Raw genomic sequence first — 19,759 nt, 5'->3', positions numbered from 1 at the left:
ACGGTGGCGTGAAGGCGCTGCGGATCATGGCGCGGGCGCGATCCCTGTGCGCTCCAGCACATCGCCCACCAGTTCCAGCCGCACCAGCGGGTTGTCCAGCTCCATGAGGCGCTGCTTGAGTTCCAGCGGCACGGGCAGCAGCTCGCACCAGCGGTTGGCCACCCAGCCGCAGTCGTCCAGCTGCGCCGGCGTGGGCACGGCGGCCGAGACGGTGGCGTCCGGGTCCCGCTGTCGCAGCGTGTGCAGCACCTGGGCCAGGGCCGTGGAGGTGTTCTTCAGGTCCGCGGGCACCGGCACCGTCAGGTCGGCATCGAGGTGGTCCACGTCGGCAATCCACAGGCCGTGGGGCAGCAGGCTGCGCTGGGTGATGCGAAAGCGCTGCCCGCCCCGGCACTGCAGGGTGATGAGGCCCGGTTGCGGCGCCTCCAGCCGTTCGATGGTGGCCAGCGTGCCGATTTCGGCGAACTGCTCTTCCGGGGCGCCCGCCTGGCGCACCTCGCGGCCTTGCGTGAGGGCCACGACCCCGAACGGCGCGCCGGCCTGGTGGCATTTGCGCACCATGTCCAGGTAGCGCACCTCGAACACGCGCAGGGCCAGCAGGCCGTCCGGGAACAGCACGGAATTCAGAGGGAACAGCGGCAGGGATGACAGGGTGAGGGACTGTGTCATGAAGGGGCATCGCCTTGGCCCGCTATCATCCCATGGCGCAGCCCCGTTTCGCCGCGCCCCTTTGTTTTTGTCCTGCTGTCCATGCTCTACCAGATCGCCTCTTTCCTGCTTGATGTCGTCGGCGGCCTGCTCACGGGAGCGTGCCTGCTGCGCCTGTACATGCAGTGGCAGCGCGTTCCGTTTTCCAACCCTGTGGGAGGGCTGGTTTTTGCCCTGACCGACTGGCTCATCCTGCCGCTGCGCCGGGTCATTCCGCCGACCGGGCGCTGGGACGTTTCCAGCCTGGTGGCGGCGGTGCTGATTCAGGTGGTGCAGTACCTGTTGCTGACCCTGCTGCTGGGCGCGATCTCGGCATGGGCCTGGCTGCCGTGGCTGGCGCTGTTCGGCCTGGCGCGGGTGGCCGTGTCGGGCCTCATCGGCCTGCTCATCGTTTACGCGGTGATGTCGTGGGTGCAGGCGCGTTCGCCGCTGGCGGATGTCCTGGCCCGGCTGTGCGAGCCCATCCTGCGGCCCGTGCGCCGCATTCTTCCGCTGGTGGGGGGGATCGACCTGTCGCCCCTGGTGGTGCTGGTGCTGCTGCAGGTGGTGATGATCGTGCTGGGGCACCTGCAGGCCGGGGTCCTGCGGTAGCACCCCTGAGGTGCCTTCGCCAGAGCGGCGGCTCTTCGGGCACGCCGGCCCTCCTGGCGGGGCCCGCCGCTAGCAGCGGCTGCGTGCCGTGCCGGCGGCGGAATTTTGATCAAATATGCCTCTAGCGCTTATCTAGCAAGCGCCAGCAGCTATTGAAAAGATAGCAATCCCAGCGCCCTGCGGGGCGCCTTGGCGGAACCGCTGCCCCGCGAGGGGGCTTACATCACCGCGTCGGCCGGCAGGCGCTGCAGCATGGCCAAGCTGCTGGCCACGGTGTTGCGCAGTTCGCGGCGGTCGCAGATGAGGTCCACGGCGCCCTTGGCCTGCAGGAATTCTGCGCGCTGGAAGCCTTCGGGCAGGGTCACGCGCACGGTGGATTCGATCACGCGGGGGCCGGCAAAGCCGATCAGCGCCTTGGGCTCGGCAATCACGATGTCGCCCACAAAGGCAAAGCCGGCGCTCACGCCGCCCATGGTCGGGTCGGTGAGCACGCTGATGTAGGGCAGGCCCTTCTTGGCCAGGCGGGTGAGGGCGGCGTTGGTCTTGGCCATCTGCATCAGCGACAGCAGGCCTTCCTGCATGCGCGCGCCGCCCGTGGCGGTGAAGCAGATGAAGGGCACCTTCTGCTCAATGGCGGTTTCCACGCCGCGCACGAAGCGCTCGCCCACCACGGAGCCCATGGAGCCGCCCATGAAGTCGAACTCGAAGCAGGCGGCCACCACATTGATGCTCTTGACCGCACCGCCCATGACGATGAGGGCGTCGGTCTCGCCGGTGTTCTCCAGGGCTTCCTTCAGGCGCTCGGGGTACTTGCGGCTGTCCTTGAACTTGAGGGCATCCACGGGCAGCACTTCCTGGCCGATCTCATAACGGCCTTCGGCATCCAGGAACGCATCCAGGCGCGCACGGGCGCCGATGCGGTGGTGGTGGCTGCACTGGGGGCAGACGTTCTGGTTGTGCTCCAGATCGGCCTTGTAGAGCACCGTTTCGCAGCTCGGGCACTTGATCCACAGGCCCTCGGGCACCTGGCGGCGCTCGGTGGGGTCGGTTTGCTGGATCTTGGAGGGCAGAAGTTTTTCGAGCCAGGACATGGTTTTCCTCTGTGTGAATGGGCCATCGGCGGCAAGGCCTTGAAACGGGCGCGGCCCCAAGGATCAGGGCTCCCGCGCAAGGGCCGCCCCGCCGCGCTGGGAGCGTCCCCCTTCCCGCACAAAGCGCGAGAGAAGGGGGGAGCGGCAAAGCCGCTCAGGGGGATGAACGCTATTCTACGTATCCAGGGCCTTGCGGATGCCGCGCAGGAAGTCGATGGTCAGGGGCACCACCTTGGCGTGCTCCTGTTCTTCGATCAGCTGGATGATGCGGGTGCCGATGACCACGGCGTCCGCCACCCGGCCGATGGCCTGCGCCGTGGCCGCGTCGCGGATGCCGAAGCCCACGCCCACGGGGATGCTCACATGCTGACGGATGCGCGGCAGCATCTGCTCCACCGCCGAGGTGTCCAGCGCGCCCGAGCCGGTCACGCCCTTGAGCGACACGTAGTACACATAGCCGCTGGCCACGCGCGCCACCTGGGCCATGCGCTCGTCGGTGGAGGTGGGGGCCAGCAGGAAGATCAGGTCCATGCCGTGGGCGCGCAGGCTGGCGGCAAAGGCTTCGCATTCCTCGGGCGGGTAGTCCACGATGAGCACGCCGTCCACGCCAGCCTCGGCGCTGTCGCGCACAAAGGCGCCTGCGCCATGAACCTGGTCGTAGCGCTCCACGGGGTTCGCATAGCCCATCAGCACCACCGGGGTGGTGGTGTTGCGCTTGCGGAATTCACGCACGTGGTCCAGCACCTGCACCATGCCCACGCCCAGGCCCAGCGCCTTTTCGCCGGCCTTCTGGATGACGGGGCCGTCGGCCATGGGGTCGGAGAAGGGCACGCCCAGTTCGATCACGTCGGCACCGGCCTCCACCATGCCGTGCATGAGCGCGGGCGTGATGTCGGCAAACGGAAAACCGGCCGTGACGTAAGGGATCAGCGCCTTGCGGCCCTGGGCTTTCAGCTGTTCAAAAGTGGTCTCAATGCGGCTCATGGCTTGGCCTCTGCGGGGGCGCCCTTGACAGTCAGACCGCGCATGGACGGGCGGTCGTAGAAATCCTCGCCCGACAAGTCGGCCACGGTGCCGATGTCCTTGTCGCCGCGGCCCGAGAGGTTGACCAGGATGGACTGGTCCGGGCGCATGGTCTTGGCCAGCTTCAGGGCGTAGGCAAACGCGTGGCTGGATTCGAGCGCGGGAATGATGCCTTCGGTGCGGCACAGGTGGTGGAAGGCGGCCAGCGCCTCCTGGTCGGTGATGCCCACGTACTCGGCCCGGCCGATCTCCTGCAGCCAGGCGTGCTCGGGGCCCACGCCGGGGTAGTCCAGGCCCGCGCTGATGCTGTGCGTCTCGGTGATCTGGCCGTTGGCGTCCTGCAGGATGAAGGTGCGGTTGCCGTGCAGCACGCCGCTGCTGCCGCGCTGCAGGCTGGCCGAATGCTTGCCGCTGTCCAGGCCCTCGCCCGCGGCCTCCACGCCGATCAGGCGCGTCTTCTCGAACGGGATGTAGGGGTGGAAGATGCCCATGGCATTGCTGCCGCCGCCCACGCAGGCCACCACGGCGTCGGGCTGCTGGGCCGCAATCTTCTGGTCCGCCAGCATGCTGGGCATCTGCTCGATGGCCTCCTTGCCGATCACGCTCTGGAAGTCGCGCACCATCATCGGGTAGGGATGCGGGCCGGCCACGGTGCCGATGATGTAGAACGTGTTGTCCACGTTGGCCACCCAGTCGCGCATGGCTTCGTTCAGTGCGTCTTTCAGCGTCTTGCTGCCCGACTCGACGGGCACCACGGTGGCGCCCAGCAGCTTCATGCGGAACACGTTGGGGCTTTGGCGCTTGACGTCTTCGCTGCCCATGTAGACCACGCACTCCAGCCCGTAGCGCGCGCAAATGGTGGCCGTGGCCACGCCGTGCTGGCCGGCGCCGGTCTCGGCGATCACGCGGGGCTTGCCCATGCGCTTGGCCAGCATGGCCTGCCCGATCACGTTGTTGATCTTGTGGGCCCCGGTGTGGTTGAGGTCTTCGCGCTTGAGGTAGATCTGCGCGCCGCCCAGCTCGCGGCTGGTGCGGGCCGCGTGGTACACGGGCGAGGGGCGGCCCACGAAGTGCTTGAGCTCGTACTCGAATTCGGCAAGGAACTCGGGGTCGTTCTGGTAGCGGGCGTAGGCCTCGCGCAGCTCGGCAATCGCGTGGGTGAGGGTTTCGCTGACGAAGCTGCCGCCGTAGGGGCCGAAGTGGCCCGAAGCATCAGGTTGCTGATAGGAACTCATGGGGATTCTTTGCAAGTTGGGCATCGGCCGCACGCACGGCGGCGATGAACCGGTGGATCTTTTCGGCGTCCTTGACGCCCCGGACGGGTTTGCCGTCGGGGCCATCGGCTTCGACGCCGGAACTCACATCAACCGCCAGCGTGGTGCAACGCGGGCGGACTTGCAAAATGCCATCGGTCACGTTTGCAGGCGTGAGTCCACCAGACAAAACGAGGTGAGAGCTGACGCTTGGTGGAAGGAGTGACCAATTGAATGCCTTGCCGCCGCCGCCATAACCTTCGACGTGCGCGTCGAGCAGGATGGCCTGGGCGTGGGAGTAATCGTGGGCGTATTTTACGAGGTCGAAGCGTGCCGCACCGTCGCCCAGGGGAATCCGCGCCGCGCGCAGAAATGGCCGCGCACCCTGGCCGGTGGCCGCCCGGCATTCCTCGGGGGATTCATCTCCATGAAATTGGGCGATAGCGCCCGGTACACGGGCGCAAGCTGCTATCACTTTTGATGGTTCTTCGTTGACGAAGAGCAGCACAGGCGTGACAAACGGCGGCAGGCGCCGGGCCAGTTCTGCCGCGCGCTCGGGAGCCACGGCGCGCGGGCTGGGGGCGTAGAGCACAAACCCGACGGCGTCGGCGCCCGCTGCCACGGCAGCGTCCACGTCTTGCTCGCGCGTCAGGCCGCAGATCTTGATGCGGGTGCGGGCTGCCGAGCGGGCCGCACCCGGGAAGGCGGGGGGCGTGGAGGCGGGTAGGGGCGTCGTCATGGCAGCCAATCATACGCAGCCGTGCGCTGGGGCAGGCCCCAGGCGGCGTCATACACCGGCCCCAGAAAGTACAAGCCGTCCGGCGAAAACGTGGGCGCCGCCGCGTCCCGCGACCGCGCCTGCAGCACCTGCTGCATCCAGCCCGGCGCTTGGCGGCCCTGGCCTACCACGATGAGGCAGCCCATCAGATTGCGGATCATGTGGTGCAGGAACGCGTTGGCCTCGAACTCGAAGCGCCAGTAGCAGGGGCTCCAGCCCAGTTCGGGGTGCGGCGCGGCCACGCCGCGCTGCACGATGTCGATGCGGTGCATCGTCTTGATGGGCGTGTGCGCCTGGCACGCGGCTGCGCGGAACGAGGTGAAGTCGTGCTCGCCCAGCAGGTGGGCTGCGGCCTCGCGCATGGCGGCGCCATCGAGCGGCTGGAACACCCAGCCCACCCGGCCCGCCTCCACGCTGGGGCGCACGGGCGACTGCAGCAGCACGTACGCATACCGCCGCGCCACCGCGCTGGCACGGGCGTGGAAGCCGTCGGGCACGGGCTGGGCCCATTGCACGGCGATGTCGGGGGGCAGGAAGGTGTTGGTGCCGCGCACCCACGAGGCAGCGGGGCGGTTCAGCGGCGTGTCGAAGTGCACCACCTGCATCAGGCCGTGCACCCCCGCGTCCGTGCGGCCCGCGCACAGCGTGCTGACCTCGTGCGTGCAAAAGCGGCCCAGGGCCGCTTCGAGGTGGTCTTGAACGGTGTTGCCGCCCGGCTGGCTTTGCCAGCCGTGGTAGGCCTGCCCGTTGTAGCTGACGCCCAGGGCCACCCGCGTCATGGGGCGGCCTGGATGTTCAGGGAGTGCGCCGCGTCCGGCGGGGTGCGCATCAGTCCAGTTCGGCCAGCATGCGCTGGGCGCGGGTCTTCAGGGCGCCGCTGGATTCCGCGATCACTTCCTCGATCAGCGTGCGGGCACCATCGGTGTCGCCAATTGCGTTGAACTCTTCGGCCAGCGCGAGCTTGGTGGCCAGCGGGTCGTCCGGGCCAGCGCCCAGGCCGTCGTCGGAGAGTTCCGGCAGCGGTGCGGGGGGCTCGGCCACCGGTGCGGCCATGGGCTTGGACGGTGCGTTCAGGTCCAGGGACAGGTCGCCCAGGTCAAACTCCATTGCGCCCGAATCCTTGGCCTGCGGTGCCAGGGGCACGGGGCCGGAGGGGGCCATGCTCAGCTCGTCCGCGCTGGGGAATTCCAGGTCGGCCATGGGGGACTGTGCATCGGCGGGGCTTGCACCCGCACCGTAACCGCCAGCGGCTGCCGGGGCCGAGGGCAGTTCGGGCAGGTCCAGCTCGGGCCGCAGCGTGGGCGGCTCGCTGTCGGCCAGATTGTCTCCGGCAAGAGCCGCCGCACCACCTGCGGCCGTGGCGGCTGCCGCCGCTGCCGCAAATCCGCCGGGAGCCGCGGGCGCCACCGAGGGCGCCTCGGTCAGTGCATCGCCGGGCAGATCCAGGTCCAGGTCCAGATCCAGATCGGGCGGCAGCGCGGCCGTGGGGGCTGCGGTCGCCGCGCCGCTGGAGAACGTGCTGGGGAAGCCGCCCGGGGGCAGCGACGGATTCTCGTCCTCGGCCATGCCGGGGCGTCCGCCGGGCTGGTAGAGGCGGTTCTCAGGGTCCAGCTCGCGGCCCAGCTCGGCAATGCGGTTCCAGTCGGGGCCTTCGCCTTGCGTCAGCTTGAACACGTCACCGGCCACGGCCTCCAGGGCCTTGCGGTCTTGGCGCTTGGCGTAGATTTCGCCCAGCTTCACGTGCACGGAGATCCGGGCGGGGTTATGGCGGGCCGCTTCCTTGAGGATTTCCTCGGCCTGCAGGTCCCGGCCGTAGGCCAGGTAAACGTCGGCTTCCGCCACCGGGTCCACGTCGCCGCCGGCATCGAGCTGGCTGGGCGAGTAGGCCATGGAGGAGCCCGTGGTCATTTCGCTGTTGGCCGTGTCCACGCGCTGGCCACCGCTGGCACCGAAGAAGGAGTCGGGCTGGATGCGGCTTTCCAGGAAGGAGCTGTCCACGCCGCTGTTTTGCCGGCGGCGCTGCACCACGCGGTACGCACCGTAGCCGAGCAGCAGCGCCAGCAGGCCGCCACCGGCCAGAGGCAGGAGCGGGTCGTCCATCAGGCCCGAAAGGAAACCGGGCTCTTCCACGGGCGCAGCGGGCGGCGGCGCAATGCGCCGGGCGGGCGCCGATGCAGCCGAGGCCGGTGCAGCAGGCGCAGGGGCCGACGCAGCCTCGGCGGGCGCCGCGGCCACTTCGGCGGAGGTGCTGGCAGCCGGGGCCGGCGCAGAGGCGGGGGTCTCGGGGGCGGCCGGTGCGGTGGGCGTGGCAGGCACGGCGGGCGCCTGCACGGCCACCGTTGCGGGCGCGCTGGCAGCGCTGGCAGCGGCTGCCGGAGCGCTGCCGGCAGCCGCCGATGCCGCGCTGATCTTGTTCAGGTCGGTGATGTTCTTCGACAGCTCGGCCATGCGCGAGGCGGCTTCGCTGGCTTGCTTGTCCTTGGCGAGCTGGTCTTCGGCCGCCTTCTGGCCCTTGACCGAGCCCTTGGACAGGGTCAGCTTGTCGGGGGCCGAGGTGGCGGGCTTCTTGTCCTCCACGCGGGCCTGCACGGAGCCGGACGCCGAGCGCTCGGCCGCCGCCACCGGCGCGGCGGGAGCGGCGCCGGCCAACTTGCGCCGGAATTCGTTGAAGTCGCGGGCCTGCGCCGCAAGGATCTGGCGAGCCTCGGGGGCGGACGTGGCATGCGCCGCCGCTTCGTCGGGCATCTGCAACACGGCGCCGGCCTTCAGCCGGTTGACGTTGCCTTGCACGAACGCGTCGGGGTTGGCGCGCATCATGGCCACCAGCATCTGGTCGAGCGACACGCCCGCCGGGCGGTGGGCGCTGGCAATGCGGCCTGCCGTGTCGCCGGACTGCACCTTCACGCCATCGGTGGCGGCGGGAGCGGGGCGGGGGGCCGGGGCCGGGCGGGGCGCGGCCGGTGCTGCGGCCTGTGTTTCAGGGGCCGGGCGTGGCGCTGCGGGCGTGCGCACGGCGGGAGCCGGCGGCGCTGCGGGCGCGGTGATCTGGGGCGAGGCGGTCACGGCAGGCGCCGGGCGGCGCAGCGACGGCGGATCGAACAGCATGGTGTAGCTGCGCACGATGCGGCCCGAGCCCCAGTTGGCGTCCAGCACCAGGTCCAGGAAGGGATCGTTGACGGGGCGGTCGCTGGACAGTCGCAGTACCGCCGTGCCGTCGGGGCGGCGCTGCAGCTGGATCTGCAGGCCGTTCATCGCAGGCGAGTACTCCATGCCCTGCGAGCGGAACACTTCCGGGCTGGCGGTGGTGGCGCGCAGGCTGTCGGCCTCTGCCGGGGTGATTTGGGGCAGGTCGATTTCAGCGCGAAGGGGTTCTCCCAGGGCCGATTGCACAGTGATACGGCCCAGCGCCAGGGCGGACGCATCCCCCGCATAAAAGCCCGCCGACGCCACGGCCGCAGCGGCCAGGACAGAGAATTTCCAACGATGCATGTTTGCCAACAGCTGAATAGGTTTTTGTGCGGCTCGGTCGAGCGGTGCCTTTTTTTTCATGATGTGATCCCCGCCCCGGCGCGTGAAAATATGTAAAAAGCACCATAGCATCAATGTTTTGCACTGACAAGCTGAGGTGCTGTCCAAGCTTTGGACCGGCCACTGGTGCCCCAAAATGGTGCAAACTAATGTTGCCAATTGCCAACGTGGCGTAACCGAGTGTGTCGGCTGTCGGGGCGCAAAAAAGCGCGCGCAGCCGGGCTGCGCGCGCTGGGCAGGTTGGGGGTCCGTCAAGCGTCCAGCAGGATGCGCAGCATGCGGCGCAGCGGCTCGGCCGCACCCCACAGCAACTGGTCGCCAATGGTGAATGCGCCCAGGTATTCCGGTCCCATGGCCAGCTTGCGGATGCGGCCCACGGGAATGGACATGGTGCCCGTCACGGCCACCGGCGTCAGATCCTGGACGGTGGCTTCGCGGGTGTTGGGCACCACCTTCACCCATTCATTGTCGGCGGCGATCATGGCCTCGATGTCGGCCACGGGCACGTCCTTCTTAAGCTTGAAGGTCAGCGCCTGGCTGTGGCAGCGCATGGCGCCCACGCGCACGCAGAAGCCGTCCACCGGCACGGCGGCGGTGTTGAAGCCTTCGCCCTGGCCCAGGATCTTGTTGGTCTCGGCCATGCCCTTCCACTCTTCCCGGGACATGCCGTTGCCCAGGTCCTTGTCGATCCAGGGGATGAGGCTGCCGCCCAGCGGCACGCCGAAGTTGGCGGTTTCCGCCGCGGTCAGCGCGCGCTGCTTGGCGATCACCTTGCGGTCGATTTCCAGGATGGCGCTCTTGGGATCATGGAGCAGGTCCGCCACCTCGGCGTTCAGCGTGCCGTACTGCGTGAGCAGCTCGCGCATGTGCTGGGCGCCGCCGCCGCTGGCCGCCTGGTAGGTTTGGGTGCTCATCCATTCCACCAGACCCGCCTTGTAGAGTGCGCCCACGCCCATCAGCATGCAGCTGACGGTGCAGTTGCCGCCGATCCAGTCCTTGCCGCCGTGGGCCAGGGCGTTCTTGATGACGGGCATGTTCACCGGGTCGAGCACGATGACGGCGTTCTTCTCCATGCGCAGGGACGACGCAGCGTCGATCCAGTGGCCGTTCCAGCCCGCGGCGCGCAGCTTGGGGTACACCTCGTTGGTGTAGTCGCCGCCCTGGGCGGTAAGGATGATCTCGCAGCGCGCCAGCTGCTCGATGTTGAACGCGTCCTGCAGCGTGGTTTCGTTCTTCGCCTGGGCAGGGGCCTTGCCGCCTGCATTCGATGTGGAGAAGAACATGGGCTCGATCAGGTCGAAGTCCTTCTCTTGTTCCATGCGGTCCATCAGGACCGAGCCGACCATGCCGCGCCAGCCGACCAACCCTACCAACTTGCTCATTTCAACGCCCCTTTCGTAGTTACGACAAACAGTGCCCGACCGGCCTGTCTGCCCCGGCTCGTCTGGGCCAGGGAGGGCGCACGACGATACCGGAGCTGGATCAGCCCTTAATAATGGTCGTGGTTTTGGTGGTGATTGCGCGCACGGCCACGCCTGCCAGGGCGGCAGCAGCGGTGTTCAGGGCGAACGGGCGGGCGGCAAACATAGGCGCGGATTGTAGCGGATGGCTGGGCGAGAATGCGAGCCTACCGCGCAGCGGGGCTGCGACCCGGTCTTTTGGGGGGGATGTCGATGAAGTTCATACGGCCGCTGGCGTGGGCGGTGGGAAGCCTGGGTTTCGCTTTCTTTGCTGCAGCTTTTGTGGCGTCGTATGTGGCGCCGGGCTGGGTGGAGCAGGTGGCGCGAGATGCCATCCGCCATGAAGTGGAGAAACAGGTGCGTGAGAAAGTCGCATCACTGGACGAACATTTCCTCGCCCGGCAGGCGCAGGTGCTGGCCCGGGGCCACGCCAAAGACATCGAGCAGGCGCGCCGCCTGCTGGAACAGCAGCTTCCCGAGCGGTTGGCTCAGGTGATCGCGGAGATGGGGAGCCTGGACTGCGAATGCCGCATGCGGGTGGAAGCGGGCATCCGTGACGGTTTGCTCGGCCAGATCGCCACCGCAGCGGCCGCCCGCGAACGCCTGACCGAGCTCATTCGCACCAAGTATCTGGACATCGCAGCGCAGGTGTTGCGCGAATTCCGCATCTTCACGGGCACGCACGCGCTGGTGTTCGGCCTGCTGCTGGGGGCACTGGTCCGGCAGCGCCGGGCGGGCGTGCACCTGTTGCCGGCGGCGGCGTTGCTGGTGGTGGCTGGGGTTGCGACGGCCTATTTCTATCTGTTCCACCAGAACTGGCTGCACACGCTGGTGTTCAACGATTTCGTGGGCTTTGGGTACGTGGCTTACCTCGGGCTGGCGTTTGCCTTGTTGTCCGACGTGGCGTTCAACCGCGCCAGTGTCACCGCCCATGTGCTGACCCATGCATTGGAGGCATGGGGTAGCGCGATCGAAGTGGTGCCCTGTTGAATCATCGCGGCCACTGGGAATGAAAACGACAAAGGGGCCACGCGGGCCCCTGGGTTTGCGCGGCTGGACCGCTGAGTCCGGTCAGGCCAGCGCCTGCACCACCGCATCGCCCATCTGCGCCGTGCCCACCTTGGTGGTGCCTTCGCTGTAGATGTCGGGCGTGCGCAGGCCCTGGGCCAGCACTTTCTTGACGGCGTTTTCGATGCGCTGGGCGGCTTCTTCCTGGTTCAGGCTGAAGCGCAGCATCATCGCGGCGCTGAGGATGGTGGCCAGGGGGTTGGCCACGCCCTTGCCGGCGATGTCGGGGGCGCTGCCGTGGCTGGGCTCGTACAGGCCCTGGTTGCTGCTGTTCAGGCTGGCCGAGGGCAGCATGCCGATGGAGCCGGTGAGCATGGAGGCTTCGTCGGACAGGATGTCGCCGAACATGTTGCCCGTCACGATCACGTCGAAGGCCTTGGGCTTCTTCACCAGCTGCATGGCGGCGTTGTCCACGTACATGTGCTCCAGCTCCACGTCCTGGTAGTCCTTGTGCACGTCGATGACCACATCCTTCCAGAACTGGAAGGTTTCCAGCACGTTGGCCTTGTCCACGCTGGTCACTTTCTTGCCCCGCTTGCGGGCGGCCTCGAAGGCGACGCGGGCGATGCGCTCGATCTCGGGGCGCGAGTAGCGCATGGTGTCGAAGGCTTCGTCGGCGCCGGGGAAGTGGCCGTCCACGGCCGTGCGGCGGCCGCGGGGCTGGCCGAAGTAGATGTCGCCCGTCAGCTCGCGGATGATGAGGATGTCCAGGCCCGCGATCAGCTCGGGCTTGAGGCTCGATGCGCCTACCAGCTGCTCGTAGCAGATGGCGGGGCGGAAGTTGGCGAACAGGCCCAGGTTCTTGCGCAGGCCCAGGATGGCTTGCTCGGGGCGCAGGGGCCGGTCGAGCTTGTCGTACTTCCAGTCGCCCACGGCGCCGAACAGCACGGCGTCGGCTTCCTTGGCGAGCTTGAGGGTGGATTCGGGCAGCGGGTGGCCGTGGGCTTCGTAGGCGGCGCCGCCGACCAGGGCGGATTCCATCTCGAACTTCAGGTCCAACGCTTCCAGGACCTTGACGGCCTCGGCGACGATTTCGGTGCCAATGCCGTCACCCGGCAGAACTGCGATTTTCATGGTTGATTTGCTTCAATAGTGATAGCTGCCAGCGCTTGCCTGTCAAGCGCTGGAGGCCAATTTGGCTTGAAATGCTCGTTCAGGCCGCCATGGTGTGGGCCAGCCACGGCTTGGTGGCCAGGCGCTCGGCCTCGAAGGCGCGGATCTTGTCAGACTGGCGCAGGGTGAGGCCGATGTCGTCAAAGCCGTTGAGCAGGCAGTACTTGCGGAAGGCGATCACGTCGAAGGGGATCTCTTCGCCTTGCGGGCGCACGATCACCTGGCGCTCCAGGTCGATGGTGAGCTGGTAGCCGGGGAAGGCTGCCACTTCGTCGAACAGCTGGGCCACCGTGGCCTCGGGCAGCACGATGGGCAACAGGCCGTTCTTGAAGCAGTTGTTGAAGAAGATGTCGGCAAAGCTGGGGGCGATGACGGCGCGAAAGCCGTACTGGTCCAGCGCCCAGGGGGCGTGCTCGCGGCTGGAGCCGCAGCCGAAGTTCTTGCGGGCCAGCAGGATGCTGGCGCCCTGGTAGCGCGGCTGGTTCAGCACGAAGTCGGGGTTGGGCTTGCGCTGGCTTTCGGGCACGCCGGGTTCGCCCTTGTCCAGGTAGCGCCATTCGTCAAACAGGTTGGGGCCGAAGCCCGTCTTCTTGATCGACTTGAGGAATTGCTTGGGGATGATGGCGTCGGTGTCGACGTTCTCGCGGTCCATCGGGGCCACCAGGCCCTTGTGTACGGTGAATTTCTGCATGGTCGGTATCCGGTCGGTTTACTTGGCGGCGCGCTCGATCGCGGAGCCGGCGCGCTGCACGTCCTGGCCCATGCCCTTGACGGTGTTGCAGCCTGCCAGCACGAAGGCCAGCGCGAGCAGGGCGGCGAGAGGCTTGTTCATGGCAAAAGACTCCTTAGGCGAACTGGCGGATGTCCACGAAGTGGCCGTGCACGGCGGCAGCGGCAGCCATCGCGGGGCTGACGAGATGGGTGCGGCCGCCGGCGCCCTGGCGGCCTTCGAAGTTGCGGTTGCTGGTGGATGCGCAGCGCTCGCCGGGCTCCAGGCGGTCGGCGTTCATGGCCAGGCACATGCTGCAGCCGGGTTCGCGCCATTCAAAGCCGGCGGCCTTGAAGATCTGGTCCAGGCCTTCGCGCTCGGCCTGTTCCTTCACCAGGCCGGAGCCGGGCACCACCATGGCCAGCTTCACGTTGCTGGCCACCTTGCGGCCCAGGTTCTTCACCACGGCGGCGGCTTCGCGCATGTCTTCGATGCGGCTGTTGGTGCAGCTGCCGATGAACACCTTGTCGATGGTGATGTCGTTGATCGGCTTGCCGGGCTGCAGGCCCATGTAGGTGAGGGCGCGCTCGATGGCGCCGCGCTTGTTGGCGTCCTTTTCCTTGTCGGGGTCGGGCACGCGGGCGTCCACGCCCAGCACCATCTCGGGCGAGGTGCCCCAGGTGACCTGCGGCACGATCTCGGCCGCGTCCAGCTTGACCACGGCGTCGAACTTCGCGTCGGGGTCGGAGTGCAGCGTCTTCCAGTAGGCCACGGCCTGGTCCCACTCGACACCCGTGGGCGACAGCGGACGGCCCTTTACGTACTCGATGGTCTTGTCGTCCACGGCCACCAGGCCGGCGCGCGCGCCGCCTTCGATGGCCATGTTGCACACGGTCATGCGCCCTTCCATGCTCATGGCGCGGAAGACGGAGCCTGCAAACTCGATGGTGTAGCCCGTGCCGCCGGCCGTGCCGATCTTGCCGATGATGGCCAGCACCACGTCCTTGGGCGTCACACCCTTGGCCAGCGTGCCGTCCACCTGCACCAGCATGTTCTTGGCCTTCTTGGCCAGCAGGGTCTGCGTGGCCATCACGTGCTCGACCTCGCTGGTGCCGATGCCGTGGGCCAGCGCGCCGAAGGCGCCGTGGGTGCTGGTGTGGCTGTCGCCGCACACCACCGTCATGCCCGGCAGCGTGGCGCCGTTTTCAGGGCCGATCACGTGCACGATGCCCTGGCGCTTGTGCATGAAGGGGAAGAAGGCCGCAGGCTGGATCTGCGCCATGTTGTCGTTCAGCGTGGTGATCTGCTCCTTGCTGATCGGGTCGGTGATGCCGTCGTAGCCTTGTTCCCAGCCGGTGGTGGGCGTGTTGTGGTCGGCCGTGCCCACGATGGAGCTCATGCGCCATACCTTGCGGCCGGCTTCGCGCAGGCCCTCGAACGCCTGCGGGCTGGTGACTTCGTGCACCAGGTGGCGGTCGATGTAGAGGATGGACGTGCCGTCCTCCTCGGTGTGGACGACGTGCTCGTCCCAGATCTTGTCGTAGAGGGTGCGTCCCATGGCGTGTCTTCTTTCAGGTGGGTCAATGATTTTAGTGTTCGGGGGTGGATTGCGGGGCAGCGCGGGCCGCCGTCAGGTGCTCCACCAGCAGGCGCGAGGTGATGGGCAACGCGTCGAAGTCGCGCGCCACCACACGCAGTTCGCGGTGCGCCCAGGCGTCGGTGAGCGGCACGGCGGTGAGGCGGCCCACGCTGCGCATCAGCGCAAAGGCCCGGTCGGGCAGCAGGCCCACGCCCAGGCCGTTGTCGATCATGCGGCACATGGCGTCCAGGCCCGTGACCTGGATGCGCTGGCGCAGGGGGCGGCCTGCCGCAGCCGCAGCGGCGCGCATGGCCAGGCTGATGCTGCTGTTGGCATGCAGGCCGACGATGTCCCAGTCCAAAACCGCCTCGAAATCAATGGCGTCCAGCGCCGCCAGTGCGTGCCCTGCGGGCACCACGAGCACCAGGCGGTCGGAGCGGTACGGGCGGCTGGGCATATCCTGCGCGCCGCCGCCGCCCATGCCCACGTTGCAGATGCCCAAGTCGGCCGCGCCTTCCTGCACGGCGTGCAGCACGGCGCTGGAGAGGTGTTCCTGCAGGTCGATCTTGATCTGGCTGTGCTGGCGTGCAAACGCGCCCAGGTCTTCGGGCAGGAACTGGAAGATGGCCGAGATGTTGGCGTGCACGCGCACATGGCCGCGCACGCCCTCGGCGTATTCGCTCAGCTCGCCCTGCATGCGCTCCAGCCCGAACAGCACGGTGCGCGCATGGTGCAGCAGGCTTTCGCCGGCCGGCGTGAGGGTGACGCCGCGGCTGTGGCGGTAGAGCAGGGCGGTGTCCACGGCGGCTTCCAGGTCGGACAGGCGCTTGCTCACGGCCGAAGCGGCGATGAATTCCCGCTCCGCCGCGCGGCCGATGCTGCCCAGCTCGCACACCGCCACAAACAATTGCAGCGAGGTGAGGTCAATGCGGCGCGCAAAGCTGCGCTCGGAGCTTTTCATCGGGGAGCCTGGGGGGACGAGAAGTCTTCTGATTTGGCGAAGACTTGCTATTTTCTTCCCATTATCAGGTGTTTGTCATCGTGAAACACGACGACAAGCATCTTCGGAGGGTTTTCAAAAAAAGGAGCAGCTTGCGCTTGCCAGCTGGGGATTTCAGCATGTTTTCATTCTGAAATCCTTGCTGGACAAGCGCAAGCTGCTCTCTTTTTTGAGGAATGCAACCTGCGCCGGCGGGGCGGCGCAGCGCCCTACAGCGTGACCGTGCTGCCGTGCTCCGGCACCTGGGCGGACCAGCGCAGTTCGTGGGCAATGCGCTGGCGCAGCTGGTCGGCCGCACCCATCTCGCCGTGCACCACGAACACCTGGTCGGGTGCGCTGCCCATGCTGCGCAGCCAGGCCATGAGCTGGTTGCCGTCCGCGTGGGCGGAGGCGGAGTTGAGCTTGACCACCTCGGCCCGCACGGCCACGTCCTGCCCGTGGATGCGGATGGACTTTTCGCCGTCCGCCAGCCGCGCACCTCGCGTGCCGGGCGCCTGGTGCCCCGTCAGGATGATCATGTTGCGGTGGTCCCCGGCGTGCAGTGCCAGGTGGTGCAGCACGCGTCCGCCGGTGGCCATGCCGCTGGCCGCGAGGATCACCATGGGGCCGTGCAGCCGCGCCAGGCCCTTGGACTGCTCGGGCGTCTGCACCATGGTGGCGCCGTGCTCCAGCGCGTTCACCTGCCGCGCATCGAGGCGGTGCTCGCCCAGGTGGTGGCGGTACAACCCCGTGGTGCTGACCGCCATGGGGCTGTCCAGGAACACCTTGAGGTTGGCGGGGATGACGCCCTGGGCCTTGAGCAGCCCGATGGCGTGCAGCACCACCTGGGCGCGCCCCACGGCAAACACCGGCACCACGGCCACGCCGCCGCGCGCGGCCAGGCGTTGCAGGGCCGGGCCCAGTTCGCTGAGCAGGTCTTCCTGCGGGTGCTCCCGGTCGCCGTAGGTCGATTCGATGAGCACGGCGTCGGCCTGCGGCGGGGCGTCGGGCGGGTTCATCAGCATGTCATCCGGCCGCCCCAGGTCGCCCGAGAACAGGATGCGCCGCCCGCCCACCTCCAGCAGCACGCTGGCCGCGCCCAGGATGTGGCCCGCGTTGGAAAACGTGGCGTGCCAGCCGGGCAGGGGATCGAAACGGCTGTGCAGCGGATGCACCTTGAACTGCTTGAGGCTGTGCACCGCGTCCAGCCGCGTGTACAGCGGCAGCGCCGGCGAGTGGCTGCTGAGCTGGTGCCGGTTCAGAAAGGCGGCGTCCTCTTCCTGCAGGTGCCCGCTGTCGGGCAGCAGGATGGCGCACAGGTCGCGTGTGCCCGGGGTCGTGTGGATGTCGCGGTGGTAGCCGTCACGCGTGAGCAGCGGCAGGTAGCCGCTGTGGTCCAGGTGGGCGTGCGTGAGCAGCACGGAATCGATCTGGCCGGGGGCCAGCGGCAGGGGCTGCCAGTTGCGCAGCCGCAGCTGCTTGTAGCCCTGGAACAGGCCGCAGTCGATCAGCAGGCTCTTGCCGTTGTGGCGGACCAGGTATTTGGAGCCGGTGACCGTGCCGGTGCCGCCCAGGAAGGTGATGCTCACATCCATGCGATTCTCCTGCGTGTGGAACAGCAGCCATGGTATGCGCTGCGCCGCGTGCCGTCGCCCGCCGCCGGGACGGGGGCGGGCTTGGCTTGATGTGCATCAAGCACTTCGAGCGCTTCGAGCGCTTCGAGCGCTTCGGCGGCGCCCGACCGTTGTTTCGACGCAGGCGGGTCCGCCGGGCCAAAAAAAACCGCCAGGCCCGGGTGGGGCGCTGGCGGTGGTCGCGGTGCCTGAAACCTGGCCGGGTCAGCTGAAGAAGTTCTTCAGCCGGTCCGTCCAGCTCTCGCCGCTGGGGGAGTGGCGCGAGCCGCCCTTCTTGAGCGATTCGTCCAGCTCGCGCAGCAGCTTGCGCTGGTGCTCGGTCAGCTTGACCGGTGTCTCCACCACGATGTGGCAGTACAGGTCGCCCGGGTAGCTGGCGCGCACGCCCTTGATGCCCTTGCCGCGCAGGCGGAACTGCTTGCCGGCCTGCGTGCCCTCGGGGATGTCGATGGCCGCCTTGCCTTGCAGCGTGGGCACCTCGATCTCGCCGCCCAGCGCCGCGGTGATGAAGCTCACCGGCACCTGGCAGTGCAGGTCGTCGCCGTCGCGCTCGAAGATGTCGTGCTTCTTCAGGCGGATCTCGATGTACAGGTCGCCCGGCGGGCCGCCGTTGGTGCCCGGCTCGCCATTGCCCGTGCTGCGGATGCGCATGCCGTCATCGATGCCGGCGGGGATCTTCACCTCCAGCGTCTTTTGCTTCTTGATCTTGCCCTGGCCGTGGCACGTGGTGCAGGGCTCGGGAATGATCTTGCCCGTGCCGCGGCAGTGCGGGCAGGTCTGCTGCACGCTGAAGAAGCCCTGGCGCATCTGCACCGTGCCCGAACCCTGGCAGGTGCCGCAGGTCTTGGCGCTGGTGCCCGGCTTGGCGCCGCTGCCGTGGCAGGTGTCGCAGCTCTCCCACGAGGGGATGCGGATCTGCGCGTCCTTGCCGCGGGCGGCTTCTTCCAGCGTGATCTCCATCGCGTAGCTCAGGTCGCTGCCGCGGTAGACCTGCCGCCCGCCGCGCCCGCGCTGCTGACCGAACATGTCGCCGAAGATGTCGCCAAACGCCTCGGCAAAGCCGCCAAAGCCCTCAGCGCCCGGGCCGCCCGGGCCGCGCATGTTGGGGTCCACCCCGGCGTGGCCGTACTGGTCGTAGGCGGCGCGCTTTTGCGCGTCCGAGAGCATCTCGTAGGCCTCCTTGGCCTCCTTGAACTTCTCTTCCGCAGGCTTGGCGGCATCCCCCTGGTTGCGGTCAGGGTGGTGCTTCATCGCCAGCTTGCGGTACGCCTTCTTGATCTCGTCCTCGGACGCGTTCTTGGGAACGCCGAGAACTTCGTAATAGTCTCTTTTCGACATGGTGATTCTCAGGCCCGGATGGAACAGGAACGCCGCGCAAGCACCGTCAACGGCACCGCGCGGCGGCTGGGGTCAACGGGAAGGCGCTCAGCCCTTCTTGACTTCCTTCACCTCGGCGTCCACGACGTTGTCGTCGTCCGCAGGCTTGCCGGCCGATGCCGACGCTGCGCCAGCGGCCTCCGCGCTACCAGCGGCTTGCGCTGCCTGGGCGGCCTGGGATTCGGCGTACATCTTCTCGCCCAGCTTCTGGCTGGCGGCCATCAGCGCGGTGGTCTTCTCGTCGATGGCGGCCTTGTCCTCGCCCTTCAGGGCTTCTTCCAGGGCCTTCACCGCGGCGGTGATCGCGTCCTTCTCGCCGGCTTCCAGCTTGTCGCCGTGCTCGGCCAGGCTCTTGTTCACGCTGTGCACGGCGGCTTCGCCCTGGTTCTTGGCCTGCACCAGTTCCAGCTTCTTCTTGTCGTCGGCGGCGTTGAGCTCGGCGTCCTTCACCATCTTCTGGATTTCCTCCTCGGACAAGCCCGAGTTGGCCTTGATGGTGATCTTGTTTTCCTTGCCCGTGCCCTTGTCCTTGGCGCCCACGTGCAGGATGCCGTTGGCGTCGATGTCGAACGACACTTCGATCTGCGGAACGCCGCGGGCTGCGGGCGGGATGCCTTCGAGGTTGAACTCGCCCAGCAGCTTGTTGCCGCTGGCCATCTCGCGCTCACCCTGGTAGACCTTGATGGTCACGGCAGGCTGGTTGTCGTCGGCCGTGGAGAAGGTCTGTGCGAACTTCGTCGGGATGGTCGTGTTCTTCGTGATCATCTTGGTCATCACGCCGCCCAGGGTCTCGATGCCCAGGGACAGGGGCGTCACGTCCAGCAGCAGCACGTCCTTGCGGTCGCCCGACAGCACCTGGCCCTGGATG

At 67.8% G+C, this 19,759-nt stretch carries 18 protein-coding genes; 2 read left to right on the top strand and 16 right to left on the bottom strand.

Annotated features, from left to right (window positions below; translation table 11 throughout):
* Positions 1-24: 24 nt before the first annotated feature.
* On the bottom strand, positions 25-669 hold the full coding sequence (locus LWW96_RS06815; RefSeq protein WP_291485326.1) for an LON peptidase substrate-binding domain-containing protein: 645 nt from the start codon (positions 667-669) through the stop codon (positions 25-27).
* An 81-nt stretch (positions 670-750) separates the two neighbouring features.
* On the opposite strand from LWW96_RS06815, the gene LWW96_RS06810 reads away from it, so the two are divergent.
* A complete protein-coding gene (locus LWW96_RS06810) occupies positions 751-1,299 on the top strand; it encodes a YggT family protein (protein WP_291485324.1) in 549 nt (182 codons plus the stop codon).
* A 218-nt stretch (positions 1,300-1,517) separates the two neighbouring features.
* Here LWW96_RS06810 and accD read toward each other — a convergent pair whose 3' ends face one another.
* The 7 genes from accD to asd all read right to left on the bottom strand — a co-directional run bounded on the left by accD (position 1,518) and on the right by asd (position 10,354).
* Positions 1,518-2,390 (bottom strand): acetyl-CoA carboxylase, carboxyltransferase subunit beta, encoded by an 873-nt coding sequence (gene accD, locus LWW96_RS06805; protein WP_291485321.1) that lies wholly within the window; start codon positions 2,388-2,390, stop codon positions 1,518-1,520.
* 174 nt (positions 2,391-2,564) lie between these two features.
* Complete coding sequence (gene trpA / locus LWW96_RS06800; protein WP_291485319.1) at positions 2,565-3,374, bottom strand: tryptophan synthase subunit alpha; 810 nt, start codon at positions 3,372-3,374, stop codon at positions 2,565-2,567.
* The gene (trpB, locus tag LWW96_RS06795; protein WP_291485317.1) at positions 3,371-4,648 is read right to left on the bottom strand and encodes a tryptophan synthase subunit beta; all 1,278 of its coding nucleotides are present in this window, start codon (positions 4,646-4,648) and stop codon (positions 3,371-3,373) included. Before trpB ends, trpA begins: the two co-directional genes overlap by 4 nt.
* Complete coding sequence (locus LWW96_RS06790; RefSeq protein ID WP_291485315.1) at positions 4,626-5,405, bottom strand: phosphoribosylanthranilate isomerase; 780 nt, start codon at positions 5,403-5,405, stop codon at positions 4,626-4,628. Before LWW96_RS06790 ends, trpB begins: the two co-directional genes overlap by 23 nt.
* Positions 5,402-6,223: a tRNA pseudouridine(38-40) synthase TruA gene (gene truA, locus LWW96_RS06785; RefSeq protein ID WP_291485313.1), complete on the bottom strand. Its 822-nt coding sequence runs from the start codon at positions 6,221-6,223 to the stop codon at positions 5,402-5,404. The genes LWW96_RS06790 and truA overlap by 4 nt, the downstream gene beginning before the upstream one ends.
* Positions 6,224-6,272: 49 nt before the next feature.
* Positions 6,273-8,933: a FimV/HubP family polar landmark protein gene (locus LWW96_RS06780; RefSeq protein WP_291485311.1), complete on the bottom strand. Its 2,661-nt coding sequence runs from the start codon at positions 8,931-8,933 to the stop codon at positions 6,273-6,275.
* A gap of 290 nt (positions 8,934-9,223) precedes the next feature.
* The gene (gene asd, locus LWW96_RS06775) at positions 9,224-10,354 is read right to left on the bottom strand and encodes an aspartate-semialdehyde dehydrogenase (RefSeq protein ID WP_291485309.1); all 1,131 of its coding nucleotides are present in this window, start codon (positions 10,352-10,354) and stop codon (positions 9,224-9,226) included.
* A 285-nt stretch (positions 10,355-10,639) separates the two neighbouring features.
* Here asd and LWW96_RS06770 point away from each other — a divergent pair, with 285 nt between their 5' ends.
* Positions 10,640-11,422 carry a hypothetical protein gene (locus LWW96_RS06770; RefSeq protein ID WP_291485307.1) on the top strand — a complete coding sequence of 261 codons (783 nt, stop codon included), beginning with the start codon at positions 10,640-10,642 and terminating at the stop codon, positions 11,420-11,422.
* A gap of 81 nt (positions 11,423-11,503) precedes the next feature.
* Here LWW96_RS06770 and leuB read toward each other — a convergent pair whose 3' ends face one another.
* From leuB to LWW96_RS06730, 8 genes are all read right to left on the bottom strand, one after another.
* Entirely contained in the window at positions 11,504-12,574 is a 1,071-nt protein-coding gene (gene leuB, locus LWW96_RS06765; RefSeq protein WP_291485305.1) for a 3-isopropylmalate dehydrogenase, read from the bottom strand.
* Positions 12,575-12,653: 79 nt separating this feature from the next.
* Positions 12,654-13,304 carry a 3-isopropylmalate dehydratase small subunit gene (leuD, locus tag LWW96_RS06760; protein WP_291485304.1) on the bottom strand — a complete coding sequence of 217 codons (651 nt, stop codon included), beginning with the start codon at positions 13,302-13,304 and terminating at the stop codon, positions 12,654-12,656.
* Between the two features lie 18 nt (positions 13,305-13,322).
* Positions 13,323-13,445: an entericidin A/B family lipoprotein gene (locus LWW96_RS06755; RefSeq protein ID WP_291485303.1), complete on the bottom strand. Its 123-nt coding sequence runs from the start codon at positions 13,443-13,445 to the stop codon at positions 13,323-13,325.
* A gap of 13 nt (positions 13,446-13,458) precedes the next feature.
* Positions 13,459-14,880, bottom strand: a complete 1,422-nt coding sequence (gene leuC, locus LWW96_RS06750; protein WP_291485302.1) for a 3-isopropylmalate dehydratase large subunit — start codon at positions 14,878-14,880, stop codon at positions 13,459-13,461.
* Positions 14,881-14,911: 31 nt separating this feature from the next.
* Positions 14,912-15,862, bottom strand: coding sequence for a LysR family transcriptional regulator (locus LWW96_RS06745; RefSeq protein WP_291485301.1), 951 nt, complete (start codon positions 15,860-15,862; stop codon positions 14,912-14,914).
* Positions 15,863-16,110: 248 nt separating this feature from the next.
* Positions 16,111-17,475 carry an MBL fold metallo-hydrolase gene (locus LWW96_RS06740; protein ID WP_291485300.1) on the bottom strand — a complete coding sequence of 455 codons (1,365 nt, stop codon included), beginning with the start codon at positions 17,473-17,475 and terminating at the stop codon, positions 16,111-16,113.
* A gap of 243 nt (positions 17,476-17,718) precedes the next feature.
* The gene (dnaJ, locus tag LWW96_RS06735; protein ID WP_291485298.1) at positions 17,719-18,852 is read right to left on the bottom strand and encodes a molecular chaperone DnaJ; all 1,134 of its coding nucleotides are present in this window, start codon (positions 18,850-18,852) and stop codon (positions 17,719-17,721) included.
* An 87-nt stretch (positions 18,853-18,939) separates the two neighbouring features.
* Positions 18,940-19,759 (bottom strand): Hsp70 family protein (locus tag LWW96_RS06730; RefSeq protein WP_291485296.1); only part of this gene is annotated, 820 nt, incomplete at its 5' end.

Origin of the sequence: Acidovorax sp. (assembly GCF_021287135.1) — a bacterium.
Classification (GTDB): domain Bacteria; phylum Pseudomonadota; class Gammaproteobacteria; order Burkholderiales; family Burkholderiaceae_C; genus Acidovorax.
Note: the sequence above shows the minus strand (reverse complement) of the source record. Positions and strands in the feature narration are given on the sequence as shown.

Bases quoted from the DNA above. Each gene is read 5' to 3' on its own strand.
- LWW96_RS06745 (WP_291485301.1), bottom strand. From the start codon at position 15,862: ATGAAAAGCTCCGAGCGCAGCTTTGCGCGCCGCATTGACCTCACCTCG.
- LWW96_RS06810 (WP_291485324.1), top strand. From the start codon at position 751: ATGCTCTACCAGATCGCCTCTTTCCTGCTTGATGTCGTCGGCGGCCTG.
- asd (WP_291485309.1), bottom strand. From the start codon at position 10,354: ATGAGCAAGTTGGTAGGGTTGGTCGGCTGGCGCGGCATGGTCGGCTCG.
- accD (WP_291485321.1), bottom strand. From the start codon at position 2,390: ATGTCCTGGCTCGAAAAACTTCTGCCCTCCAAGATCCAGCAAACCGAC.
- leuC (WP_291485302.1), bottom strand. From the start codon at position 14,880: ATGGGACGCACCCTCTACGACAAGATCTGGGACGAGCACGTCGTCCAC.
- dnaJ (WP_291485298.1), bottom strand. From the start codon at position 18,852: ATGTCGAAAAGAGACTATTACGAAGTTCTCGGCGTTCCCAAGAACGCG.
- leuD (WP_291485304.1), bottom strand. From the start codon at position 13,304: ATGCAGAAATTCACCGTACACAAGGGCCTGGTGGCCCCGATGGACCGC.
- LWW96_RS06740 (WP_291485300.1), bottom strand. From the start codon at position 17,475: ATGGATGTGAGCATCACCTTCCTGGGCGGCACCGGCACGGTCACCGGC.
- LWW96_RS06815 (WP_291485326.1), bottom strand. From the start codon at position 669: ATGACACAGTCCCTCACCCTGTCATCCCTGCCGCTGTTCCCTCTGAAT.
- LWW96_RS06755 (WP_291485303.1), bottom strand. From the start codon at position 13,445: ATGAACAAGCCTCTCGCCGCCCTGCTCGCGCTGGCCTTCGTGCTGGCA.
- LWW96_RS06790 (WP_291485315.1), bottom strand. From the start codon at position 5,405: ATGACGACGCCCCTACCCGCCTCCACGCCCCCCGCCTTCCCGGGTGCG.
- LWW96_RS06770 (WP_291485307.1), top strand. From the start codon at position 10,640: ATGTCGATGAAGTTCATACGGCCGCTGGCGTGGGCGGTGGGAAGCCTG.
- leuB (WP_291485305.1), bottom strand. From the start codon at position 12,574: ATGAAAATCGCAGTTCTGCCGGGTGACGGCATTGGCACCGAAATCGTC.
- trpA (WP_291485319.1), bottom strand. From the start codon at position 3,374: ATGAGCCGCATTGAGACCACTTTTGAACAGCTGAAAGCCCAGGGCCGC.
- LWW96_RS06780 (WP_291485311.1), bottom strand. From the start codon at position 8,933: ATGCATCGTTGGAAATTCTCTGTCCTGGCCGCTGCGGCCGTGGCGTCG.
- trpB (WP_291485317.1), bottom strand. From the start codon at position 4,648: ATGAGTTCCTATCAGCAACCTGATGCTTCGGGCCACTTCGGCCCCTAC.
- truA (WP_291485313.1), bottom strand. From the start codon at position 6,223: ATGACGCGGGTGGCCCTGGGCGTCAGCTACAACGGGCAGGCCTACCAC.